Origin of the sequence: Paenibacillus zanthoxyli JH29, from assembly GCF_000520715.1 — a bacterium.
GTDB classification, from domain to species: domain Bacteria; phylum Bacillota; class Bacilli; order Paenibacillales; family Paenibacillaceae; genus Paenibacillus_AQ; species Paenibacillus_AQ zanthoxyli.
Map to the genome: position 1 here is coordinate 1 of NZ_ASSD01000319.1, position 6,064 is coordinate 6,064.

A 6,064-nucleotide genomic window follows, 5' to 3' on the forward strand; every position below is an offset into this window, starting at 1 on the left:
ATGGATCTTCGGCGGACAGTCATCGATAATCGCCATTACATCGGGATTATGCCGGACAGCTCGCAGAAAAAGCGCAATATTGAACTGATGCGGAGCGCCCACAGCACGGCGGCAGCATATGACCCAAGTATCTCTCAGACGAAAATTCACGCGATGAATCAATTGCAAAATATATGGATCGCCAATACCGAGGGCTTATTGGTTCAGGACATGCGGGTCTATACGAGACTGGGAATCAGCGCGGTGGCGGAGGATGGCGACCAGAAGCAGTCCGGCTTCAGCGGGCCGGGCGCCTTTGCCGGTCATGAGTTTCTGGAAAGCCTGGACATCGAAGAGCATGCCCGCAAGGCTTCCCGGATTGCGGTTACGATGGCCAAAGCGGGCTATGCCCCCAGCGGGAGGCTTCCCGTCATTATCGACAACGGGTTTGGCGGCGTCTTGTTCCATGAAGCCTGCGGCCATGGGCTGGAGTCGACCGCCGTCGCACCAGGATCGTCAGTCTTCGCGGGTAAAATTGGCGAACAGGTAGCTTCGCCGCTTGTGACCGCGGTCGACGATGGTACGATCCAGAATGCTTGGGGCTCACTGAATATCGACGACGAGGGCGCCAAGACGCAGCGCAACGTCTTGATCGAGAACGGCATACTGAAGGGCTACTTGATCGACCGGATGGGCTCCCGCAGAATGGGCATGCCTTCCACGGGCTCCGGCCGCCGGCAATCCTATAAATTCGCTCCAGCGTCGCGGATGAACAATACGTTCATCTGCAATGGAACTTCGACCCGCGAGGAGATTATCGCCAATACGGAATACGGTATTTACGCCAAGTCCATGGGCGGCGGCTCGGTTAACACGGCTACAAGCGATTTCAATTTTGCCGTTCAGGAAGCCTATATCATACGCAATGGTAAAATCGCCGAACCGGTCAAAGGTGCGACTCTGATCGGCAAGGGGATCGACTGCTTAAGCAAAATCGACATGGTCGGCAATAACCTCGAACACGGACAGGGCATGTGCGGGTCCGTCAGCGGCAGCCTGCCGGTTAACTGCGGTCAGCCCACCATTCGGGTGTCGGAAATGACGGTCGGGGGAAGAAAGGGGGAGTAACGTTGAATATTGAAGAGTTTCAGGAAGTTCTTTTTGCAAAAGGCCGGGAAGCGGGCTTCACCGAAATGGAAATCTACTATGCGAACGGCCGATCCACCTCGGTCTCGGTGCTTAAAGGTGAAATTGATGCGTACAACAACGCCCAGACCGGCGGCCTGTCGTTCCGCGGCCTTATCGGCGGCAAAATGGGCTATTCATCCACCGAGAGGCTGGATCATGAATCCATTGCTTATTTGCTAGACGAAGCGGGAAGCAATGCCGAAGTGCTGGAGAACGAGGAGCCGGAAGAATTGTTTGCCGGTTCCGAACACTACCATTCCGTGAATACCTATTCGGCTTCTCTGATTAAGACTCCCCCCGATCAATTGATCGAAGCCGCCCTTGCGATGGAACGCATTGCCCTGAACGCCGACCGCCGCATTGATATGGTTAGACGCTCCGTTGCCTCGGTCAGTGAAAGCGAAGTGCTGATCAGCAATACGAAAGGCCTCAACTGCCACAGACAGCACAGCTCCGCCTCTGCGAGCATTTATGTGCTGGCAAAAGAATCCAAGGATGCGAAGGAGACCGTGACCGGGGGCTGGTTCGATTTCTCTCTGCGCAGCTTTGATGATATTGATCTGGAAGCCGTGGCACTGACAGGCGTCCGGGAGGCCGTTTCCAAGCTGGGAGCGTCGACGGTGCAGTCGGACAATTATCCCATTATTTTTAGAAATGACGCTGCGACCTCTCTGCTGTCAAGCTTTGCTTCGGTGTTCTCCGCGGAGTCGGTGGACAAAGGATTTTCCCGTCTGAAAGGCAAGCTGGGGGAACAAGTGGCGGGGAGCAATATATCGATCATCGATGATCCGCTGATGGTTAATGTGCCGTCAAGCAAGGCGTTCGATGCGGAAGGCAGCGCCACCGCGCGGCATGAGCTGATCAAGGACGGCAGACTGCTTACCTTTTTGCATAACCGCAAAACAGCCCGAAAGGCCGGAGCTGCAAACACGGCCAATGCCGCAAAGGGCGGATACAAGGGCCTGGTCGAAGTTTCGCATCATAACCTGTATATCGCACCCGGAACAGCCAGCCTTGCGGAGATCATCCGCAAAACGGACCGGGGAATCCTCATCGTGGAGCTTCAGGGTCTGCACGCGGGAACGAATGCGACTTCGGGCAGCTTTTCCCTGGCGGCGATAGGCTATTTGATCGAGCACGGTGAAATCGTAAGACCGGTGAACCAGATAACGGTATCGGGCAACTTTTTTGAGCTGCTTAATGGGATTGAGGAGATTGGAAATGATCTGCGGTTTATCGGCAGCTGCACCTCTCCGACGCTTAAGGTCAGCTCGTTGTCCGTGTCGGGAGCCTGATTCAAAGCACCATACGGCAGCAATTATCAAGGCAGACGGCGAACACCGCCATCTGCCTTTTTATGGTACGCCCAGCATAAGATCCCTACGGTGAGAATCCGCAATGGGGCTGTCTTGCCTGCATAATCAGGCACGAATTGTCGGATGAACGTTTTCATTTTCTGTTATTTTAATGATGAAAAGGAGGTTAGATTCATGGATCTGCTCAAAAGTATGAATAGTGCGTTGAAATATATCGAGGAAAATATCGCAGGCGACATCGACATTAAAGAAGCGGCCAAAACGGCCCACTGCTCCGATTTTTATTTTAGAAGAATGTTTTCCTTCCTCGCAGGTATCACGCTATCTGAATATATTCGGCGCAGACGTCTTACTCTGGCGGCATTTGAGCTTCAAGGGAGCAGCGTAAAGATCATTGATATCGCGGTCAAATACGGCTATGACTCACCGGACGCTTTCGCGAGAGCTTTTCAGAAGCTGCATGGTGTTACACCATCAGAAGCGAGAAATAACGGCTATTTGCTTAAAGCTTTTCCACCGATGACCTTCCAGTTAACCATTAAAGGAGGAAGTGAAATGAACTATCGGATCGAAGAGAAAGAGGCCTTTCGCATTGTGGGGATTAAGAAAAGAGTCCCGATCCAGTTCGAAGGGGTTAACCCGGAGATTGCGGCGATGTGGGAAAGCTTGGATAGCGAAACAATCTGCAGGCTTAAGGGACTTTCCAATGTGGAGCCTAGGGGGCTGATCAGCGCATCCGCGAACTTTTCCGAAGGCAGAATGGAAGAAAAAGGGGAGCTGGATCACTACATTGGCGCGGCAACGACAGAAGAGTGTCCGGCCAGCTTGGCGCAGCTTGAAGTTCCCGCTTTAACTTGGGCGGTATTCGAAGCCATCGGACCTTTTCCCGGTACACTGCAGAATATATGGGGGCGCATCTATTCGGAATGGTTCCCGTCCGCGAACTATGAGCAAATGGAAGGTCCGGAAATTCTATGGAATGAGAGTAAAGATGTGGCCTCGCCGACATTTAGAAGTGAAATATGGATTCCGGTGCTGAAAAAGCAAGGGATGCGGCATTGAACTTACAATAATAAAGTAAATTTAATTATGTGATTTAGTAATGATTGATTTTTGCGCGATATAATGATAAGATACCGTCATAAACATCGGTATTTATACCGGCTCAAATGAATATGACAATCCTTCAGGGCAGGGTGAAATTCCCTACCGGCGGTGATGATTCGAATGACGCGTAAGCGGCATGCGAAAGACAAGTCCGCTACCCGGATCGCGCTTGCCGCGCGAACGGTGGACCCGGTGAGATTCCGGGACCGACAGTATAGTCTGGATGGAAGAAGGGGAGAACGCCGCTTGCTCTTGTCTCATAGGGCAGGCCCAATGAAATGGCTTTCGTTATTATGTGCGATAATTCACAAGAACCTGATGTTCGGGACTTCTCTGCACATGATAATGGATGCTTTCACACTCTCAAACTGCCCATTCAAGGCTCCTCGAAGGAGTATTGGATGGGTTTTTTAGATTAATGACAATTGCGATGTGCAGGGGATCGGAGGTTAGGCATGAATGTAATGAATGACGAGTTCTATATGTCGCTTGCGCTCGATATGGCTGAACGGGCTCAGGGGCAGACAGGAATTAATCCGGTTGTCGGCTGCGTCGTCGTTAAAGACGGGGCGGTAATCGGCCTGGGAACCCATCTCAAGCGGGGAACGGGCCATGCGGAGGTGCATGCGCTGAATATGGCGGCTGGACAGGCGGCGGGAAGCACTGCTTATGTGACGCTGGAGCCCTGCAGTCATTACGGCAAGACGCCCCCGTGCAGCGAGCGGCTGATTGCCGAAGGCGTGGCAAGGGTCGTCATTGCTTGCGAGGACCCGAATCCGCAGGTGGCCGGACGCGGAATCGCGATGCTCCGGGAAGCGGGGATCGAGGTGGAGGTTGGGCTGCTGCGCGAACGCGCCCTGCGGCTCAATGAAAAGTTCATCAAATATATTTTGACGAAGCGGCCTTTTGTCACAATGAAAAGCGCCAGTACGCTGGACGGCAAAATTGCCACGCGGACCGGCGACAGCAAGTGGATTTCGAACGAGGCGGCACGGGGAATCGTACATACGCTGAGGCATCGTCATCAGGGCATCATGGTTGGCGTAGGTACGGTCATTGCCGACAACCCCTCGCTCACGACGCGGACCGAGGTTCCGGGCATTAATCCGGTCCGGATTATTATCGATTCAAATCTTCGTACGCCGCTTGAATCGTCGGTTGTGACCGACAAGCAGGCGCAGACGATTATTGTTGCGGCGGAAAGCGCCGACGCCTCGAAGGAGGAAGCGCTGACGGCGGCCGGGGTGCAGGTGGTGCGCTGCGGCGCAGGACCGCAAGTAGACCTGAATGCCGCCATGTCCAGGCTCGGTGAACTGGAGATCGGTTCCATCCTGCTGGAAGGCGGAGGCATCCTTAACGGGGCGATGCTGGAGCAGGGGCTTGTAGACCGTGTGGTGCTCTTTTTCGCTCCGAAGATTGTCGGAGGCGGCGCCAAGGCGCCAGCCGCGTTTTCTTTTGACGGGGTGGAACTGATGAGAAATGCCATTACGCTGCGGGGAGTGGAAGTCGAGGTTCTCGGAGATAATGTGTGCATCAGCGGCACACCCGAGCTTGCTTAGAAGGAGGGGAGAAGCAGGATGTTTACAGGATTGATCGAAGAAGTTGGCGTGCTGCGCGGTGTTTCCTCGGGAGGCGAGATGATGGTGCTGCATATTAATGCTTCCGTCATCATGGACGATCTCAAAATCGGCGACAGCGTGTCGGTCAACGGGGTCTGTCTGACGGCGACCTCGATAAGCGATCACGGCTTTACCGCCGATGTCATGCCCCAGACATACCGCAACAGCACGCTTAAGGAACTGCGGACCGGCAGCCGGATCAATCTCGAACGGGCAATGTCGGCCGGAGGGCGTTTCGGCGGGCATATCGTGCAGGGCCATGTCGACGGAACGGGAACGATCCGAGGCGTAAAGCGCGATCAGAACGCTGTTGTATTCGAGATTGCGCCGGGCCGCTCGTCGCTGTCCAAGTTCATTATTCCAAAAGGCTCAATCACGATTGACGGCATTAGCCTGACGGTGGCGGGTATGGCGGCTTCATCCTTTACCGTGTCCATTATCCCGCATACACTCGGCGAAACCGTGCTTGCCGACAAGCGCGCCGGTGATCATGTCAATATCGAATGCGACGTGCTGGGCAGGTATGTGGATCATCTGCTCCGCTACGGCTCCTCCCCGCAGAATGAAGAGGATGAGGAAGAGGCACAGAGCTCCCGTATCAGCAGCGAATTTTTGGCGGCGAACGGTTTTTTATAAGATTTCGGAAAGTATACAGCGAACCAGGAGGTCAAGGAAATGAGCCAATATAATAATGAAGATATTCGCCTGGACCCGATTGAAGAAGCCATCTACGATTTGATGCGCGGCAAGGTTGTTATCGTTGTCGATGACGAAGACCGCGAGAATGAAGGCGACTTTATCGCATTGGCGGAACGGGCGACGCCGGAAGTGATCAACTTCATGATTACCGAAGGA

General features: G+C 53.8%; 6 protein-coding genes and 1 riboswitch. All 6 genes read left to right on the plus strand.

Annotated elements, in window-relative coordinates:
* Nucleotides 1-1,107, plus strand: a 1,107-nt coding sequence (locus L691_RS0111655; protein WP_025690702.1) for a TldD/PmbA family protein, incomplete at its 5' end; no start/stop codon positions are given.
* A 2-nt stretch (nt 1,108-1,109) separates the two neighbouring features.
* On the plus strand, nt 1,110-2,462 hold the full coding sequence (locus L691_RS0111660; protein ID WP_025690703.1) for a TldD/PmbA family protein: 1,353 nt from the start codon (nt 1,110-1,112) through the stop codon (nt 2,460-2,462).
* Between the two features lie 195 nt (nt 2,463-2,657).
* Nucleotides 2,658-3,545, plus strand: coding sequence for an AraC family transcriptional regulator (locus L691_RS0111665; protein WP_025690704.1), 888 nt, complete (start codon nt 2,658-2,660; stop codon nt 3,543-3,545).
* Nucleotides 3,546-3,661: 116 nt separating this feature from the next.
* Nucleotides 3,662-3,829: riboswitch (FMN riboswitch) on the plus strand.
* Between the two features lie 216 nt (nt 3,830-4,045).
* A complete protein-coding gene (ribD, locus tag L691_RS0111670) occupies nt 4,046-5,149 on the plus strand; it encodes a bifunctional diaminohydroxyphosphoribosylaminopyrimidine deaminase/5-amino-6-(5-phosphoribosylamino)uracil reductase RibD (protein WP_025690705.1) in 1,104 nt (367 codons plus the stop codon).
* A gap of 18 nt (nt 5,150-5,167) precedes the next feature.
* A complete protein-coding gene (locus L691_RS0111675; protein ID WP_025690706.1) occupies nt 5,168-5,845 on the plus strand; it encodes a riboflavin synthase in 678 nt (225 codons plus the stop codon).
* A 39-nt stretch (nt 5,846-5,884) separates the two neighbouring features.
* A partial coding sequence (locus L691_RS28665; protein ID WP_036736737.1) for a 3,4-dihydroxy-2-butanone-4-phosphate synthase occupies nt 5,885-6,064 on the plus strand: 180 nt, incomplete at its 3' end.